We start from the raw sequence: 18,194 nt of genomic DNA, 5'->3' as shown, positions 1-18,194 counted from the left end.
CACCGCCCCCACCCCGAACCGCCCGCCACCTCCGCAATCTCGGCACGCTCGCCGCCGCGATCACTCTCGCAGCAGCCGGTGGCACGGTCGTGTGGGCGAGCGAGCACCGCTTCTGGGGCACCGTCGTCGTCGCGCTGCTGGTCGTGCTCTGGCTCGCCATCCTGCTCTGGGCCGCCGTCACGCGCGCAGACCCGCGCGGCCAACCGGCACCCGCGAGCGACCCTGACGACGAACGCATCATGCTGCGCGTGGTGCTCGACCAGGCCCCCGGCGCGCTGCTCGCGGTCGAAAACGGCGGGCATGTCCGCGCCCTCAACCGCGCCGCGCGCCGCCTGTTCGCCACCGACGACCGCGTGCTGCCCGCCCCGCCGGCATTGCTGTCCGCCGACACCACGCGCCTGCGCCACGGCGGGCGTAGCTGGCGGATCGACCGCGCCGTCGTCGATGCGCTCGGCACCCCGCGCACCCTCGTCGCGCTGGTCGACGTCGAGCCCGAGGAACATGCCGCGGAGGCGCGCGCCACCCGCGAACTGCTGCGCGTACTCGGCCACGAAGTCATGAACGCGCTCGCGCCGATCACCTCGCTCGCGGAGAGCGCGCTCGGCGTGCTCGATGCGCCGGCGGAGCGGCGGGAGCGATTGCTGCCCGATATTCTGGGGACGCTCGCCCGCCGCACGGACGGGCTGCAACGCTTCACCGAAGCCTACCGACAGGTCGCCCGCCTGCCCGAACCGACGATCGAGCCCGTACGCTTGCGCGACCTGCTCGCCGACTGCGCGCGCCTGTTCGACGGCGAGTGGCAGGGTCGCGCCACCTTAACGATCGACGATCCTGGCGATCACGCCGCGCCGCTCGACCGCGGACAGGTCACGCAGGCACTGCTCGCCGTCCTGCGCAACGGCGCGGAAGCCGGCGCCGGCGACAGTGCGGACGCAACCGTCCACCTCGCTGTGACCGACACCCCCGCCCGCCTGATCTTCGCGATTTCCGACAACGGCACCGGCGTCGCACCGGCGGATCGCGCGTCGATCTTCCTGCCCTTCTTCACCACCAAGCCCGACGGCAACGGCATCGGCCTCGCCGCCGCGCGCCAGATCGCGCAGGCGCATGGCGGCGAGCTGATCCTGAAAGACGGCCTGCCGACGACGTTCGCGCTGACTCTGCCCAAATAGGCTGGATCAGCCGCGCAACAATCGCATGACCAGCGCGCGGATGCGTCCGTAATTCTCCTTAGCCGCGCCGAGGATGCCGTGCTGCTCGGGCGGCAGGAACGCGAGCGGGTGCCCATCCGGCCGGAATACATAATGGTCGAACCACGCCCGCCACGCCGCCCGCTCCGCCGCCGGCCGGTCCGCGATGGCGATCAACGCCAGCATCATCGCCGTGTACGGCTGATCGGGACCGCCCGCGAAGCCGTCCCACCAGTAATTCACCAGGATGTTGACGTCGCCCGTCGCCTCCACCTGATGCCACCACAGCTTCGGCAGATACAGCGCGTCTCCCGCCTCCAGTTCCACGACGATCGCCCGCCCGCGCGCCTGTTCGAACCGGGGATAACGCGGATCGCCCGGCGCGCTGCCGACCGCCAGACCCACCGGTTGCCCGGCCATCGTGTGATCGATCGGCCCGACATACAGGTCCTTGATCGTATCCGGGGGGAACAGCGTGAAGCGCCGCCGCCCCGCCGCGACGCAGGCGACATTGTCCATAGTGTCGTAATGGCAAGCGACCGTCGACGCGTGCCCGATCCAAAACCGCGGCCGCACCGTCGCGGGCACGAACGGCAGTCGCACGCTGTCCTCGATCCCCGGAAAGAACGTCTCGGCGGTCAGCGATCCCATATACAGGCTCGGGCGATCACCCTGCCCGGCGGTCGTCAGTATTGCGCTCAGCGCATCGCGAAACGGCATCGTCCGCCGCTCGAAATTGAACCCCGCCAGCGTGTCGTCATAATGGTAGCGGGCGCCGATCGACGGTGCCCCGACGAACACCTCTGCGGATCGTCCCGCGTCGAACCGTTCCAGTTCCGCCGCCGCCGCGGCGACCGTCCCGCCCGCCAGCATCGGCCAGTCGCGCGCGATCCCGCGCAGCACCACGGGTTCGCCGCGCGCCATCACCTCCGCGCGAAACTGTTCGGGATCGCGCACATGCTCGGACGCGGCCTCCCGGATCATAGCCCCCCGTCCAGCAACCGCTCGTTCCTGATCCGGCCCAGCGTCCGCAGATGCCGGATCGATCCCGCCTGCGCATAGGCGAGTTGGAGATCGCCCGACCGGAACAGCGTCACCGCGACGTCGTCGGGCAGTGCATGAAGCGCGTCGAGGCTGACGGTGTAGAGGCCGTCCAGCCGCACGTGCTGCCCATCGTCCGAATGCAGCGTCACGTCGATCGGCTCCAGCAGCCGGTGCGTCAGCCACCGCCGGATGATCGCGTCGGTTGCCGGGATGCCCTGCTCCAGCGTCCGCAATGCCTGCTGCACCCGCTTCAGCGCCGGCTCCGCCTCACCGCCGGGTCCGAACAGCGGCTGCCCCGCCGGATCGGCGAACGCGACGTGGTCGGGATCAATCACCACGTGCCCCTCGGCGACGAAGAACCCCTGCCGCTCCAGATCGGCGGGCCGATAATCCGGCAGTGCGCCGTCCACCGACAGCAGGTTGCGGCCCGGCTCCACCCCCATCACGACGCCGGCGTAGAACGCGCCGGTCTCCGCATTCTTGGTGAACAGGATCGGATAATGCGGCGCGGCGAGCGGAAATTCGTCGGCGACGATCTGCGCGAAATGGCGCGCTCCGTCGATGCGGCGCGAGGCGCGCAGGTCCGCGTGCTGCTCCCGGTTCAACACCTCCCATGCGGGCATGCATCCCTCCTCCCGATCGTATTTTGCTGCGCGTCTGCTGCATCAGATCGCACAGCGGGGACCCAAAACAAAGGCGCTACGATCGCTCCGACAAATGCTTGCAATCATCCTATATGATCGTATTGTGAGCGCTACCGTAGATTCGCTCGGCCCCGGCAACGGGACTGGAACGGCTCTGCACACTGGATCGCCAGCGACTACCTCGCATCAGAAGAGGAGCCGCAGCGGACATAGAGGGGATGTTGAAATGCTTCCGAATACGCGTGCCGTTTCGATCAATCCGGGCCTGTCGCGGCGTATCCGCGCGCTCGCCTGCGCTACCAGCGTGGCAGCGCTGACGTGCGCGACGCCGCTCCTGGCGCAGGATCAGGGCAACCTTCAGAACAGCACCACCGGCCAGCCCGCCGCACCGCAGCCGGCGGTGCCCGCAACCGCCAACACGACCAGCGCCGCCGAAGCCGGTCGGCCGCAGGACGCGGCGACGGCGCAGGACGAGTCGCAGGGTAACACCGCCCAGAACGACGACATCGTCGTGGTCGGCCTGCGCGGATCGCTCCAGCGCAACCTCGACATCAAGCGCACATCGTCGGGCGTCGTCGACGTCATCTCCGCGGAAGACATCGGTAAATTCCCCGATTCGAACGTCGCCGCCTCGCTCCAGCGTCTGCCCGGCGTGTCGATCCAGCGCTCCGGTTCGCGCGGCGAGCCGACCGGCATCACGGTCCGCGGCTTCGGCGGCGATTTCAACACCACGCTGTACGATGGCCGCCGCATCTCGACCGCGACGGGTGGTCGCCAGATCGACTTCAGCACCGTCGGCGTCGACTTCATCGGCCAGTTGAGCGTGCTCAAGACGCCGGACGTGTCGCTCTCCGCGAGCTCGATCGGCGCGACCGTCAACATCCAGTTTCCGAACCCGTTCGACCATCCCGGCTTCCGTCTCGCGGCGACCGCATCGGGCTCGATCCAAGACCGCGCCGACAAGATCGTACCGACCGCCGGCCTGCTCATCAGTAGCACGACCGCGGACGACCGCTTCGGCATCCTCGCGGACGTGATCTACACCCGCCGTGATACCGATACCAACCGCGTCTACGTGTCCGGCTGGCCCGGCGGCAACTACGCGCCGTGCCAGCTCACCGCGAATTGCACTGCGGCGCAGGCCGGCAACAAGACCATCCCCGGCTGGTTCCCCCAGCAATATGGTGCGGAACAGCAGCGGGTGGAGGACGAGCGCGTCGACGCCCGGATCTCGCTGCAATACCACCCGACCGACGCGCTGATGGTCACGATCGACAACAACTTCTCGCGCCAGACGATCGACCAAAACAACTATGCGTTCGGCGTCTGGTTCAACCAGGGCGACCTCCGCAACGTCACGCTCGACGCGAACGGCACCGCCGTCGACTTCACGCAGGCTGGCACCCCGACCGACTTCACCGCCGCGCTCAACAAGCAGGTGCTGCAGACCAACCAGACCGGCCTGAACGTCAAGTTCGACGCGACCGACAACCTGACGCTGGAGGGCGACGCCGCCTATGCGAAGAGCTGGCTGAACCCCGGCGACATCATCGGCAGCCGCAACGGCGACATCGGTTACGGCGGCAACCTCGGCAACACGCTGCGCTTCCAGGTCGGAGGCAACAGCAAGGACGCCTTCCCGTCGATCAGCAATTTCGGCCCCGCCGGCGACAGCGCGCGCTGGGCGGACCAGTCGGTCATCGGTTCGCACGTCACCGTCAACCAGACGCAGCACAACACCGACGAACTGATGCAATTCCGCGGCAACGCCACGTGGAAGCAGGACAATCTGACGCTGAAGGCGGGTGGCCAATATTATCAGGACACCTTCAACTTCCGCAACCAGAGCACCTTCACCAACAACTTCTGGCAGGCTTATGCCGGCTACGGCGCGCCGTCCGGCCGCACGTCGGGTATCTCGCCGCTGCCGGGCGACCTGTTCCAGGGCAATGTCAGCCTGAACAACTTCATCCCCGGCTTCAACGGCTCGCTGCCGCCGTCGGTGTTCATCTTCGATCCCGTTGCCTACCAGAACTATCTGACCGGCCTCGGCAATCCATCGGCGCAGAACATCCCCGGCTTCAACTATGGCAGCGTTAACGGCTTCACCGGGACGTTCGACGAGGCGGTCGATCCGGGCAGCGTCCTGCGCGTGCGGGAGAAGACGTGGTCGCTGTATTTCAGCGCGAACTTCAAGACGGAGATCGGCGGCCTGCCGTTCACCTTCAACGCCGGCATCCGTAACGAGGTCACCAACCTGTCCTCGACCGGTCAGGGCCGCCAGCCGGTACGGATCGTCACCAGCTCGGCTGATCCGACGCTGCTCACGGTCGACCAGTATACCGAGATCCAGCCGGTCACGAACACCAGCTCCTATTCGTACCTGCTGCCCAGCCTCGATGCGAAGCTGGAGCTGACCGACAATCTCGTGCTGCGCGTCGACGCGTCGCGCACGCTGACCCGGCCCGGCCTCAACCTGCTGACGCCGGTGCTCAACGTCGGCAGCGGCCAGCGTGTCGGCGCGCTGACCGCCAGCGGCGGCAACCCCAATCTGCGGCCGTATCTGGCGGACAATTTCGACCTCGGCGCCGAATGGTATTACCGTCGCAACTCCTATCTGGCGGTCAACTTCTTCCTGAAGAACGTCAGCAACTTCATCATCGGCGGCGTGACGCGTCAGGCGATCAACGGCGTCGTCGATCCCACCACCGGCCAGCCAGCATCCTTCGCGGTGTCGCAGCAGGTGAACGGCCCCGACGCCACGGTGCGCGGCGTGGAGCTGGCATGGCAGCAGGTGTTCGGCGACAGCGGCTTCGGCTTCCAGGCGAACGCCACCTTCGTCAACACCAACCGCCCCTATGACGAGACCAACATCTCGCAGACGGGCTTCGCGGTCACCGGCTTGGCGAATTCGGCAAACTTCGTCGGCTTCTACGACAAGTCGGGCTTCCAGTTCCGCGCCGCGGTCAACTGGCGCGACAAGTATCTGCTGCAGTTCGGCCAGAACCAGAACACCGGCTCGTTCGGTGCGGAACCGACCTTCGTCAACCAGAGCTTCCAGGTCGATCTGACCACCAGCTACGACATCAGCAAGAACTTCAGCATCTTCGGTGAAGCGCTGAACGTGAACAACAATCAACAGAGCACGCACGGCCGCTTCAGCAACCAGCTGCTCGACGTGTTCGATTACGGTCGCCGCTATACGCTGGGCGCCCGCTACCGCTTCTGACGGTCCCTCCCTCGGGCGGAGCACGACGCTACGTTGTGCTCCGCCCTTTTTTGATTACGCTTCCGCCCATGCGCCCAATCCAGAACATCGTGATCGTCGGGGGCGGCACCGCCGGCTGGCTGACCGCGGGCGTCATCGCCGCCCGGCACAAGGCGCGGGCACCGCACGGCTTCACCGTCACGCTGGTTGAATCGCCGACCGTCCCGATCATCGGCGTCGGCGAGGGCACCTGGCCGACCCTGCGCGATACGCTGCGCCGCATGGGCGTGTCCGAAACCGAGTTCTTCCGCCAATGCGACGCCTCGTTCAAACAGGGCGCACGCTTCAACCGCTGGACCACCGGTGCGCCCGACGACGGCTACTACCACCCGCTAATGCTGCCGCAGCAGTTCGGCAGCGTAAACCTCGCCCCGCACTGGCTCGCGCACGATACGGACGACAGCTTCTGCGACACCGTCACGCCGCAGGGCCGGATCTGCGACGAAGGGCTGGGCCCGAAGACGATGGCGACGCCCGAATACGACGCGCACGCCAACTACGCCTATCACCTCGACGCGGGCAAGTTCTCGACCTTCCTCCAGCGGCATTGTTGCGACACGCTCGGCGTCCACCACGTCCTCGCCGATGTGACCGGGGTGACGCTGGACGATCAGGGCGACATCGCCAGCCTCGCCACCGCACAAGGACCAACAATCACCGGCGACCTGTTCGTCGACTGCACCGGCTTCCGCGCGCTGCTGATCGGCGAGGCGATGGGTGTGCCGTTCAAGAGCTGTAGCGACATCCTGTTCTGCGACACCGCCCTGGCGATGCAGGTCCCCTACGACGCGCCCGACGCGCCGATCGCCAGCCACACCATCTCCACCGCGCAATCCGCCGGCTGGATCTGGGACATCGGCCTGCCGACCCGCCGAGGGGTCGGCCATGTCTTCTCCAGCAGCCACATCAGCGCCGACCAGGCCGAGAGCGAGTTGCGCGCCTATATAGGCCCCGCCGCGCGCGACCTGTCGGCCCGCACCCTGTCGATCCGCGCCGGCCACCGCGAAACCTTCTGGAAGGGCAATTGCGTCGCGGTCGGCCTCGCCGCCGGGTTCCTCGAACCGCTCGAAGCCTCCGCGATTGTGCTGATCGAATTGTCTGCGAAGATGATCGCCGAACAGATGCCCGCCTGTCGGGAGGTGATGCCCGTCGTCGCGCGCCGCTTCAACGACACGACGCTGTATCGCTGGGGCCGGATCGTCGATTTCCTGAAGCTTCATTACGCGCTGACGAAGCGCACCGACACCGACTTCTGGCGCGACAACGTCCGCCCGGAATCGATCCCCGATCGCCTGCGCGGGCTGATGGAGCTGTGGCGCTACCAGTCGCCGTGGCTGCATGACGAGTTCGACCGCGCCGAGGAGGTCTTCCCCTCCGCCAGCTACCAATATGTCCTGTACGGTATGGGCGCGCGCACCGCGGTGCCGCCCGGCACGGTGGACCGCGATGCCGACCTCGCGAGCCGCGCCCGCCGCGAGAACCGCGCACAGACCCAGCGGTTGACGAGCAGCCTGCCCAAACATCGCGACCTGATCGAACGCATCGTCCGCCACGGCCTGCAACCGATCTGACCTCGTCTCGAAGGAGCAAAACCCCCATGCGATCCGTCGCCGCGCGCCTGACCCTGACCGCCATGATGACCGGCGCTGCGTGGGCCGCACCGGCCGGTGCCGCACCCCGCCTCGACGGCGTCGTGAGCGATCACGCCGTACTCCAGCGTAACCAGCCGATCGATCTCAGTGGGCAGGCCGCAGCCGGCGAAACCGTGATGATCTCGCTCGCCGGGCGGAGCGTCAGCGCGAAGGCCGGGCGCAACGGTCGCTTCACGGCGCAGCTCCCTGCCCTGCCCGCCGGCGGCCCCTACGACCTGACGATCGCCGCCGCGAGCGGCGCGGCGGTGCTGCACGACATCCTGATCGGCGACGTCTTCCTGTGCTCCGGCCAGAGCAACATGGAACTGAAGGTCAGCGATGCGCAGGACCTGATCCCGGACGCGCACGCGCCCGCCGACGACAGGCTGCGCCTGCTGACCGTACAGAAACGCGCCGCGCCGACCCCGGTCGCGACCTTCGCCGATCCGCCGCGCTGGGTCGTCGCGGGTCCGACGACGCAGCCCGATTTTTCCGCCGCCTGCTTCTACATGGTGCAGGCCCTGCGCCGCACCGCGGACGTACCGATCGGCGCGATCCATTCCAGCTGGGGCGGATCGCGGATCAGCGCGTGGATGAGCGACGCCGCGCTGCGCCGCACCGGCATGGCCGATCAGGCCGACCTGCTCGCCCTCTACGCCCGCGACCCCGCCGCCGCGAACGCCCGCGCGATGACGATCTGGGAGGCGTGGTGGCGCGCCGGCTCGGGCGACGCCGCGGGCCGCGAACCGTGGCAGCCGGCGGCCGCGCTCGACTGGCGTCCGGTCCCCGCGATGACCAATTTCGAGACGTGGGGCGTGCCCGAACTCGCCGACTACAACGGCATGGTCTGGTACCGCCGCGAGGTGGAGCTGACCGCCGAACAAGCGCGCGGCCCCGCCACGATCGTCCTCGGCGCGGTCGATGATGCCGACCGCACCTGGGTCAACGGCAAGGGTATCGGCGGCAGCAGCCTGGCGTCGCAATCACGCGTCTATGCCCTCCCCGCCGGCACGCTGAAGGCCGGGCGCAACGTCATCACCGTCAACGACGACGACGTGTATGCCAATGGCGGCATGACCGGACCGGCGGATACGATGCGGATCACCTTCGCCGACGGCAGCAGCGTACCGATCGGCAGCGAATGGCGCTACGCCGTCGCGAAACCACTCGCCGGCTCCGCCCCCCGCGTGCCGTGGGACGACATCAACGGCGCAGGCACGCTCTACAACGCGATGATCGCGCCGCTCGGCCGCACGCATGTCGCCGGCATGGCGTGGTATCAGGGCGAATCCGACACCGGCATTCCCGGTTATGACAAGCGACTGGCGACGATGATCGCCGACTGGCGCACACGGCTCGGCAGTCCCGACGCCGCCTTCGGCATCGTCCAGCTCTCCTCCTATGGGAAGCCCGCGACCGCACCGTCGGAGAGCGGCTGGGGCGACGTGCGCGACGCCCAGCGCCGTGTCGCCGTGCAGGACCCGCATGCCGGCCTGGCCGTTACGCTCGACCTCGGCGATCCGCTCGACATCCATCCCGGCGAAAAGCACGCGGTCGGCCAGCGGCTCGCCCGCGCCATGCGCGCGGCCGTCTATGGCGAGCGCATCGCCCCGTCCGGTCCCTCGATCGCCGACGCGCAGGCGGGTGCGGGCGGCGGCGTCACGCTGCGCTTCACCGGCGTCACCGGCACGCTGCACGCGCTCGGTGCGGGACAGGCGATCGGCTTCGAACTCTGCGGCACCGCACCCGCCTCGTGCCGCTACGCCGCCGGCCGTGTTGACGGCGCGCAGGTGACGCTGCCCGGCGACGGCCAGCCCGTCACCCGCATCCGCTACGCCTGGGCCGACGCCCCCGCCATCAACCTCGCCGACGACGCCGGACTCCCGGTCGGCACGTTCGAAGTGCCGGTGATGGCCGCGCGCTGAAGCCCAGACGCCCCTCCCCTTCGGGGATCGTAGCGAATAGCTTCGCTGCCTGTCACCAAGCCACCACCCCGGCCAAGGCCGGGGTCGTAGAAGAGGTTTTTGCGAAGAGCCTTTTCAGGATCGGGGAGGCTCGATCGATTCTCCCCTCCCCTTCAGCGGAGGGGTTGGGGGTGGGGCCTCTCCGCCGGACCGATCGCTGGTGGCTCGACCAGCCAACGTATCCACCAAAGCCGAGTCCCTGTCCTACAAGCGCCGACTCGTATATTTCGAGCTCGCGCCCATAATACGCCCGCTCTTTGACAACCGGCTTCCGGTATTGACCTAACCACCGCCGCGTCACCGCGAGGAGGGGAACGACGCGGCAATCCAGCACCGCGCTCCTGCCCAGACCACCTCACCACGCCCGCGAAAACGACCGCGCGAAAACATCGCGTAGGACTAACCTTAGCCTAACCTTCCGAACAAAATCGTTCGAAATCAGACGCTCAGTGTCAGCCCTCATCCCCCATGCGCAGCGCCGCGATGAACGCCTCCTGCGGGATGCTGACCGAGCCATACTCGCGCATCTTCGCCTTGCCCTTCTTCTGCTTCTCCAGCAGCTTCTTCTTACGGCTGGCATCGCCGCCATAGCATTTCGCGGTCACGTCCTTGCGCATCGCGCTGATCGTCTCGCGCGCGATCACCTTGCCGCCGATCGCCGCCTGGATCGGAATCTTGAACAGGTGGCGCGGGATCAGTTCCTTCAGCCGCTCGACCATGCCCCGACCCCGCACCTCGGCGGTGCCGCGATGGACGATCATGCTCAGCGCGTCGACCGGCTCCTCGTTGACGAGGATCGACATCTTGACGAGGTCGCCCTCGCGGTAACCGATCTGGTGATAGTCGAAGCTGGCATAGCCCTTCGACAGCGATTTCAGCCGGTCGTAGAAGTCGAACACCACTTCGTTCAGCGGCAGTTCGTACGTCGCCTGCGCTCGGCCGCCGACATAGGTCAGGTTCTTCTGGATACCGCGCCGGTCCTGACACAGCTTCAGGATCGAGCCGAGATACTCGTCGGGGACGTAGATCGTCGCCTCGATCCACGGCTCGCTGATCGTCTTGATCTTGTTCACGTCCGGCATGTCGGCGGGATTGTGCAGGTCGATCTGCGTGATCCCGGCCGGATCGGGATGCGTGAACTCGATCTGGTACACCACCGACGGCGCAGTGGTGATGAGGTCGAGGTCGTACTCCCGCGTCAGCCGCTCCTGGATGATCTCCAGATGCAGCAGTCCCAGGAACCCGCAACGGAAACCGAAGCCCAGCGCGGCGCTCGTCTCCATCTCGAACGAGAAGCTCGCATCGTTCAGCCGCAGCTTGCTGATGCTCTCGCGCAGTTTCTCGAAGTCGTTGGCATCGACCGGGAACAGGCCGCAGAACACCACCGGCTGGACTTCCTTGAAGCCCTCCAGCGCCTCCGCGGCGGGGCGCTTCGCATCGGTCAGCGTATCACCGACACGGGCCTGCGCCACGTCCTTGATCTGCGCGGTGATGAAGCCGATCTCGCCCGGCCCCAGATCGGCCAGCTGCTCGATCTTCGGCCGGAAACACCCGACGCGGTCGACGAGGTGCATCGTGCCGGCCTGCATGAACTTGATCTGCTGGCCCTTCTTCAGGACACCGTCGATCACGCGGACGAGGATGACGACGCCCAGATACGGGTCGTACCAGCTGTCGACCAGCATCGCCTTCAGCGGCGCGTCGGCATCGCCCTTGGGCGGCGGGATACGCTTGACGATCGCCTCCAGGATTTCGGCGATACCGATCCCCGACTTGGCCGACGCCAGCACCGCCTCCGACGCGTCGATGCCGATCACGTCCTCGATCTCCTTGCGGACCATCTCGGGCTCGGCGGCGGGCAGGTCGATCTTGTTGATGACGGGTACGATCTCGTGGTCGTGCTCGATCGACTGATAGACGTTGGCCAGCGTCTGCGCCTCGACGCCCTGCGCCGCATCGACGACCAGCAGCGCACCCTCGCACGCCGCCAGCGACCGCGACACTTCGTAAGCGAAGTCGACGTGGCCGGGCGTGTCCATCAGGTTCAGTACGTACGTCTCGCCGTCCGACGCGGTATAGGCCAGGCGCACCGTCTGCGCCTTGATCGTGATCCCGCGCTCCTTCTCGATGTCCATGTTGTCGAGCACCTGCTCGGACATCTCGCGCTCGGTCAGGCCGCCGGTCTGCTGGATCAGACGGTCCGCCAGCGTCGACTTGCCGTGGTCGATATGCGCGATGATGCTGAAATTACGGATGCGGTCGAGCGGGGTTGCCACGGATGTCCTGACGATGTGCGGGTTTCGCCGGCCATAGCATCCGCTCGCCCCAAGGCAAACGCGGGTTCCGCACCGCCTTCACCTTCGCTAAAGGCCGGAGTCGTTACGGGGCAAGTAACAAGGGGGACTATCGATGAAGACGTTCGCAGTAACGGCTGGCTTGGTCGCGGCCGTTACACTGTCTAGCGCACAGGCCGTTGCACAGGCCCGCGCATCCAAGGGACAACAGATGCAGGTGCAGGCCGTCAACGACGTGCCGCGCTGCACCCGCAAGCTGGGCACCGTGTCGATTGCGGACGGCGACGATCCCTCCGCCTGGACGCAGAACAGCCTCGCACCTCCGCAGAAGCTTTTGCGCGTCCTCGTCCAGCGCTCGGGCTGCTTCAACATCGTCGATCGCGGCACCGGTCTGAACGCCGCCAGCCGCGAACGCGCGATCGGCGGCGGCCTTGGCCTGCAACGCGGCGCGAACGTCGGTCAGGGCCAGATCAAGGCGGCGGACTATGTCCTCGTCGCGGAGATCGCCGGTGCCAACAGCAACGTCAGCGGCAGCGGCATCGCCGGCGGCATCGGCGGGCTGGTCGGCGGCCGCGTCGGCGGTCTGCTCGGCGGGCTGAAGAGCAAGAAGATGGAGGCGAACACCCAATTGTCGCTGACCAACGTCCGCACGACGGAGACGATCGCGGTCGAGGACGGCTATGCCGCGAAGAACAACCTGGCGTTCGGCGCGGGCGGCTTCCTCGCGATCGGCGGCGCGGTCGGCGGCGGCTACGACAACACCGATATCGGCCGGATCGTGACGCTGTCGTTCATCCAGGCCTATACGAAGATGGTCAACACGCTCGGTCTCGTCACCCCCGGCGACGCGGGCACCGCACAGGCTGCTCCGACCAAGACCTTCACCGCTCAGGGCCCCGTCGCGATGCGCGCGTCCGGCGTCGCCTCGGCTAGGGTCATCCGCACGCTGCCGGTCGGCTCGATCGTCTACCCCACCGGCCAGAAGGCCGGCCTGTGGTGGGAGATCGCGGACGAGAACGACAATGTCGGCTGGGTGCTCAACACCAAGCTCGCCCCCAGCAACTGACGATCCGCACAGGTGACGTTCAGCGGTCGCGCACCGATTCGGTGCGCGACCGCTTGCCAGCCCGCAAAGTGCTGGCTATAGGCGCGCCTCCAAGCACCGGCAGGCCCCCGAAAAGGCCGATGACCCGGGACTCCGTCGGGGAGTAGCTCAGCCTGGTAGAGCACTGTCTTCGGGAGGCAGGGGCCGGAGGTTCGAATCCTCTCTTCCCGACCATAACTCAGCGACATACGCCACACCGCAGGCGCAACGTGGGCGTCGAGACCGACCGCGGCTTGACAGCGTACCGACTTCAGTAGCTTACCTGCGTCAGGTCCGCCGGGGGGCGGTACGGATAGCGAGATTCGGGTGAGCACGGAACAGGACGCCTCGCGGGCACGCGCGCTGGCCAGTTTGCGGGTGCTCGACACCCCCGAGGAGCAGGCGTTCGAAGACATCGTCTTCATCGCCTCGCAGACCTGCGACGCCCCGATCGCGCTCATCAGCCTGCTCGATAGCGACCGCCAGTGGTTCAAGGCCCGTCATGGCCTCGACGTCGACCAGACGCCGATCGACCAGTCGGTGTGCCGCATCGACATCGATGACGCGCACCTGCTGGAGGTTACCGACCTGTCGCAGGACGGTCGCACCCACGCCAATCCGCTGGTCACGGGCGAACGCACCTTCCGCTATTATGCCGGTGCCCCGCTGACGCTGCGGTCCGGCGAGGTGGTCGGACGGCTGTGCGTGATCGATACGACGGCGCGCCCGGCTGGTCTGAGCGATACGCAGAAGACACTGCTGCTCGCCCTAGCCCGACAGGCCAGCGACCATCTCGAACTTCGCCGGATCGCGCGCGCCAGCGAGCGCATGGCGGAATTGCAGACCGCGCTCGTCGAGATCGGTGAGCACATCCGCAACAGTCCCGACGCCAGCCAGATGACGCATGCCGCCGCCAAGATCGTCGGCCGCGTGTTGAACGTGGAGCGGGCCGGCTTCGGGTTCGTCGACGACGACGTTCGCTCGATCGACATCGAAAGCGATTGGACCGCACCCGGTACCGCGAGCATCGCCGGACGTCATCGGTTCGAGGATTACGGCGCGATCCGCGATCATCTCGCTCGCGGCGAACCGCTGGTGATCGAGGACGTGCTGACCGACGAACGCACCGCGGCGGACCCGGCGGCGATGCAGGCAGTCGGTGTCGAGGCGCTGGTCAACATGCCGGTGCGCCAGCATGATCGGACAGTTGCCGCGCTGATCGTCAACTCCGCCCATCGCCGCATCTGGATGCCGGAGGAGCTCACCTTCCTGCGCAGCGTCGCCGACCGGCTGGAGGCGGGCGTGGCGCGCTTCCGCGGCGAACAGCAGCAGGAGATGCTGAACGGCGAAATCTCGCACCGGCTGAAGAACATGCTGTCGATGGTGCAGGCCATCGCCAGCCAAACCTTGCGCGACGTCCCCGATCGCCGCCCGGTCGAGACCTTCGAACAGCGGCTGATGGCGCTCAGCGCCGCGCACGACGTGCTGCTGCAGAAAAGCTGGATCAATGCCGATCTGCGCACGGTTGCGGACGCGGTGATCGACACCGTCGGCTTCGGCGACCGTGTCCACATGGCCGGTCCGCCCGTGGCGCTCGGCGCGCGCGCCGCTTTGTCCTTTTCCCTCGTCCTGCACGAACTGATGACCAACGCCTGCAAATATGGCGCATTGTGTCGCGAGAACGGGCGTGTCGACGTTGGGTGGAGCATCGAGGGTACCGGAGACGACGCCAACCTCGTCATGCACTGGCGCGAAAGCGGCGGCCCACTTGTCGTACCGCCAACACGTCGCGGCTTCGGATCGAAGCTCGTACGGATGGGCCTGGTTGGAGCGGGCGGTGTCGATCTCCGCTACGAACCGACCGGATTCGAGGCAGACCTGCAAGCGTCGATTCGACATTTGGCGCAGGCGTGACCCACGTGACGGGTGTGGAAGCCAGACCCATCGTCCTGGTGGTCGAGGACGAGCCGTTGTTGCGCCTGTTCGCGATGGACATGATCGAGGAGGCGGGGTTCGAGGTGCTGGACGCCCGCAACACCGCCGAGGCGCTGACGATGCTGGAAACCTGTGCCGGCATTCGCGTCGTCTTCACCGATGTCGACATGCCCGGCGGCGCGGACGGCATCGCGCTGGCGACGAGCATCCGTCGGCAATGGCCAAAGATCGCGATCGTCATCACTTCCGGCAAGCCGTGGCCGATCGGCATCCGCTTGCCCGAGGATGCCGTGTTCTTCAGCAAACCCTATCGGCAGGACCGCGTGATCGCCACGATCAGGGACATGGCCGGCTGACCTGGCGCACCTCCCGAGCAGCTCCACAATCGATTGTTGCGTTCCTTGCTTCAGCCGCTAGAATTCCCGGACAACCCGCGGCAGACGAGTCTGTCGGTCCGAGGGGATCCCGTCGCCCATGCGCTTTCCTGACTCCAAGCCGCATCTGTCGCTGCCGCGCATACTGGAAATGAACCTCGGATTTCTGGGGCTTCAGTTCAGTTTCGGCCTGCAACTGGGCAACATGGCGCCGATCTACAGCTATCTCGGCGCGTCGGAGGCGGCGCTGCCGATCCTCAACCTCGCAGGGCCGATCACCGGCCTGCTGGTGCAGCCGCTGATCGGCGCGATGAGCGACCGGACCGACTCGCGCTGGGGTCGGCGAACGCCGTACTTCCTGTGCGGCGCGGTGCTGTGCGCGATCGGGCTGTTCTTCATGCCGCTGTCCTCGTCGCTGCTCATGGCGGTGTCGATGCTGTGGATCCTCGATGCCGGCAACAACATCACCATGGAGCCGTACCGCGCCTATGTGTCGGATCGCCTGAACGCGAACCAGCATCAGGTCGGGTTCCTGACGCAGTCGGCGTTCACCGGCCTCGCGCAGATGCTCGCCTTCCTCACGCCGTCGCTGCTCGTCTGGGCGGGCATGAACCAGGACTGGGTGGACGCGCACAACATCCCTTATACGGCACGCATCGCGTTCATGGTCGGCGCGGTGCTGAGCTTCACGACGATCCTGTGGTCGATCCGCCGGGTACCGGAACTGCCGCTATCGCTGGCCGAGCGCGCCCGCATCGCCGCCGAGCCGAAAGGCGTCGTCGCGACCTTCACGGAAATCGTCAGCGCGATCCGCGACATGCCCCTGGCGATGCGCAAGCTTGCGGTGATGAGCCTGTTCCAGTGGTACGCGATGGCAGCCTATTGGGCCTATGTGATCTACGCGATCGGACGGTCCGTCTACGGCACCGATGCGCCCACCTCGACCGGCTTCCATTCCGCGGTGCTGACCAATGGAGAAATGGCGGCGTTCTACAACGCGGTGGCCTTCGTCGCCGCGTTCGCGATGGTGCCGCTGGCGAAGCGTTTCGGCGCGGCCGGACTGCATGCCGCCTGCCTCGTGCTCGCCGGCGCGGGCATGCTGTGGCTGCCTCATATCACCGAGAAGTGGATGCTGTTCCTCCCCGCGATCGGCGTCGGCATCGGCTGGGCGAGCATCATGGGCAATCCGTACGTCATCCTCGCAGGGTCGATCCCGCCGCACCGCACGGGGGTGTACATGGGCATCTTCAACATGATGATCGTCATTCCGATGCTGCTGCTCGCGGCGACGTTGCCCTTCTACTACCAGCCGATGATGAACGGCGATCCGCGTCACGTGCTGACGCTGTGCGGGCTGTTGATGATGGCGGCCGCGGTCGCCGTCTGGTCGGTTCGCGAGCGCAACACCGGGGGCCTGCCGGTGGGAGCGACGCAGGCGTGATCGCCCTGCACGGCCCGTCGTCCAGCATCGTGCTGGAGCCGCGCGACGGCGGACCGTCGGCATGGCGCCGATGGGGACTGCCGTTGCCCGCGATGAAGGCGGAAAGCGTCGCCATCTTCCACGTCACCGCCGCGTGACGAAAGGCCCGCACAGGACCCCCATGCCCGACCCCCTCTGGATTCCCACCCACTGGTCCGCCGCCGACGTCGCCGGCATCCGCGATCAGCGCGGCGCCGCCCTGCCCGTGATCCGCGCCGCCGACCTCGCGCCGGTCGTCGCCGGTCACGATGTCTGGGATATGTGGCCGATCGCCGACGCCGACGGACGTACCGTGTTCGTTGAGGGGCGCAGTTTCTGGTTCTTCCTCGCCACCCCGCGCTTTCCCGATCCCGACCGGCGCCACGACGCCGCGCGCATCCGCCTGACCAGTTACGGCGCGGACGGATGGCGCGACCATGGCGACACCTTCGCAGAGGGGTTCACGCCCGGCAGTCGCGAATGGTCCGGCTCGGCGGTGCTCGGCGACGACGGCGAGACGCTGACGATGTACTTCACCGCCGCTGGCCGCCGTGGCGTAGCTCGCAGCTTCGAGCAGCGCCTGTTCGAAAGCACCGGCCGGTTCGTCGCCGCAGAGGCGCGAACCGAAGGCTGGTCTACACCCGTAGAGTCCGTCGCCAACGATCGCACCACCTACGCACCCGCCGACCAGACGGAGGCTGTGAACGACCGGATCAAGGGATTCCGCGACCCCGGCTACTTCCGCGATCCCGCGGACGGTGCGGAGTATCTGCTCTTCGTCGGCTCCGCCGGATGGTTGGACGCCATATTCGACGGCGTGATCGGCGCAGCCCGGCGGGAGAGCGACCGCTGGGTGCTCACGCCACCTCTGATCGAGGCGGTCGGTACCAACACCGAGATGGAACGCCCGCACATCGTCGTGGCCGACGGCCGCTACTATTTGTTCTGGTCGACACAGGCGAAACGCTTCTCCCCCGCCGCCACCGAAGGCGTGACCGGCCTCTACGCGATGGTCGCAGATCGGATCGCGGGGCCCTGGCGACCGGTCAACGGCACCGGACTCGTCGCCGCGAACCCGGCTGATGAGCCCTTTCAGGCCTATTGCTGGTGGGTGACGGGCGAAGGCGACGTCATCAGCTTCGTCGATTTCCCGGGTCTGGAAGGCCGATCGCCCGACACGCCGGAGACTCGCCGCGCCCATTTCGGCGGCACGGCCGCACCCTGGTTCCGTCTCACCATCGACGGCGACCAAGTGGCCATCTCGCCCGATCCATCGATTTCATAGGCTGTTGTGGTTTGAGCCATGT

13 protein-coding genes and 1 tRNA gene are annotated in these 18,194 nt (G+C 67.1%); 11 read left to right on the top strand and 3 right to left on the bottom strand.

Going from position 1 to position 18,194, the window contains the following annotated elements; all coding sequences use genetic code 11:
• The coding region (locus AC0CH8_RS18005) for a sensor histidine kinase (RefSeq protein ID WP_465241060.1) at positions 1-1,172 on the top strand (1,172 nt) is incomplete at its 5' end.
• 6 nt (positions 1,173-1,178) lie between these two features.
• Here AC0CH8_RS18005 and AC0CH8_RS18000 read toward each other — a convergent pair.
• Together AC0CH8_RS18000 and AC0CH8_RS17995 are read right to left on the bottom strand one after the other, a co-directional pair.
• Positions 1,179-2,174: a cupin-like domain-containing protein gene (locus AC0CH8_RS18000; protein WP_465241059.1), complete on the bottom strand. Its 996-nt coding sequence runs from the start codon at positions 2,172-2,174 to the stop codon at positions 1,179-1,181.
• On the bottom strand, positions 2,171-2,857 hold the full coding sequence (locus tag AC0CH8_RS17995) for a SapC family protein (RefSeq protein WP_465241058.1): 687 nt from the start codon (positions 2,855-2,857) through the stop codon (positions 2,171-2,173). The genes AC0CH8_RS18000 and AC0CH8_RS17995 overlap by 4 nt, the downstream gene beginning before the upstream one ends.
• 247 nt (positions 2,858-3,104) lie before the next feature.
• On the opposite strand from AC0CH8_RS17995, the gene AC0CH8_RS17990 reads away from it, so the two are divergent.
• From AC0CH8_RS17990 to AC0CH8_RS17980, 3 genes are all read left to right on the top strand, one after another.
• Complete coding sequence (locus AC0CH8_RS17990) at positions 3,105-6,107, top strand: TonB-dependent receptor (RefSeq protein ID WP_465241057.1); 3,003 nt, start codon at positions 3,105-3,107, stop codon at positions 6,105-6,107.
• Positions 6,108-6,175: 68 nt separating this feature from the next.
• Positions 6,176-7,717: a tryptophan halogenase family protein gene (locus AC0CH8_RS17985; protein WP_465241056.1), complete on the top strand. Its 1,542-nt coding sequence runs from the start codon at positions 6,176-6,178 to the stop codon at positions 7,715-7,717.
• Between the two features lie 26 nt (positions 7,718-7,743).
• Positions 7,744-9,702 (top strand): sialate O-acetylesterase, encoded by a 1,959-nt coding sequence (locus AC0CH8_RS17980; RefSeq protein ID WP_465241055.1) that lies wholly within the window; start codon positions 7,744-7,746, stop codon positions 9,700-9,702.
• A gap of 491 nt (positions 9,703-10,193) precedes the next feature.
• Here AC0CH8_RS17980 and lepA read toward each other — a convergent pair whose 3' ends face one another.
• The gene (gene lepA / locus AC0CH8_RS17975) at positions 10,194-12,017 is read right to left on the bottom strand and encodes a translation elongation factor 4 (RefSeq protein WP_204199691.1); all 1,824 of its coding nucleotides are present in this window, start codon (positions 12,015-12,017) and stop codon (positions 10,194-10,196) included.
• 133 nt (positions 12,018-12,150) lie between these two features.
• On the opposite strand from lepA, the gene AC0CH8_RS17970 reads away from it, so the two are divergent.
• From AC0CH8_RS17970 to AC0CH8_RS17940, 7 genes are all read left to right on the top strand, one after another.
• Positions 12,151-13,101, top strand: coding sequence for a CsgG/HfaB family protein (locus tag AC0CH8_RS17970; protein WP_465241054.1), 951 nt, complete (start codon positions 12,151-12,153; stop codon positions 13,099-13,101).
• A gap of 136 nt (positions 13,102-13,237) precedes the next feature.
• Positions 13,238-13,314: transfer RNA gene (locus AC0CH8_RS17965), tRNA-Pro, on the top strand.
• Positions 13,315-13,446: 132 nt separating this feature from the next.
• Complete coding sequence (locus tag AC0CH8_RS17960; protein ID WP_465241053.1) at positions 13,447-15,033, top strand: sensor histidine kinase; 1,587 nt, start codon at positions 13,447-13,449, stop codon at positions 15,031-15,033.
• Between the two features lie 14 nt (positions 15,034-15,047).
• A complete protein-coding gene (locus AC0CH8_RS17955) occupies positions 15,048-15,410 on the top strand; it encodes a response regulator (RefSeq protein ID WP_465241052.1) in 363 nt (120 codons plus the stop codon).
• A 118-nt stretch (positions 15,411-15,528) separates the two neighbouring features.
• Positions 15,529-16,869, top strand: coding sequence for an MFS transporter (locus tag AC0CH8_RS17950; RefSeq protein ID WP_465241051.1), 1,341 nt, complete (start codon positions 15,529-15,531; stop codon positions 16,867-16,869).
• Positions 16,866-17,006: a hypothetical protein gene (locus AC0CH8_RS17945; protein ID WP_465241050.1), complete on the top strand. Its 141-nt coding sequence runs from the start codon at positions 16,866-16,868 to the stop codon at positions 17,004-17,006. The genes AC0CH8_RS17950 and AC0CH8_RS17945 overlap by 4 nt, the downstream gene beginning before the upstream one ends.
• Positions 17,007-17,029: 23 nt before the next feature.
• Entirely contained in the window at positions 17,030-18,172 is a 1,143-nt protein-coding gene (locus tag AC0CH8_RS17940) for a glycoside hydrolase family 68 protein (RefSeq protein ID WP_465241049.1), read from the top strand.
• Positions 18,173-18,194 lie beyond the last annotated feature (22 nt).

The organism is Sphingomonas sp. AC435, from assembly GCF_979253005.1.
Note: the sequence above shows the minus strand (reverse complement) of the source record. Positions and strands in the feature narration are given on the sequence as shown.